This is a genomic window from Shewanella sp. AS16, from assembly GCF_021412365.1.
In the GTDB taxonomy this organism is placed as follows: Bacteria; Pseudomonadota; Gammaproteobacteria; order Enterobacterales; family Shewanellaceae; genus Shewanella; species Shewanella salipaludis.
Genome location: NZ_JAKCLK010000217.1, coordinates 1 through 297, shown reverse-complemented (window position 1 = coordinate 297; position 297 = coordinate 1). Strand labels below are relative to the sequence as shown.

The following is a 297-nucleotide window of genomic DNA, read 5'->3' as shown; positions in this document are numbered from 1 at the left end:
CATTCGCATCCGTGATTGAGTTGTGTGATTAAGCTGTAGGTTTTGGCGTTGTTGTTGATTTGCATTGCCAGGAAGCGTTCTGGTTGCATTTCTGGTGTTTTGTTCGAATGTTCTGTGGCTCCTTTTCCCTTCAGGCTTTTCTCGTCGTCCATGTCGTTTTTAAATCCATTCATGCTGTTGTTGCGTGTTTTGCTGCTGTGTGCAGGATTATCTTTTCGTTCCGGGATGGTTTGTTCCGTTTCAATCACTCTTAATCAGAGAGTTGTAGCATTGCTCAATGCCGGATGCCGTAAAGTT

The 297-nt window shown here is 44.1% G+C and carries 1 protein-coding gene; it reads right to left on the bottom strand.

Annotated features, from left to right (window positions below):
- Positions 1 to 248 (bottom strand): hypothetical protein (locus tag LZP73_RS20070; RefSeq protein WP_000573213.1); only part of this gene is annotated, 248 nt, incomplete at its 3' end.
- Between the last annotated feature and the right edge of the window lie 49 nt (positions 249 to 297).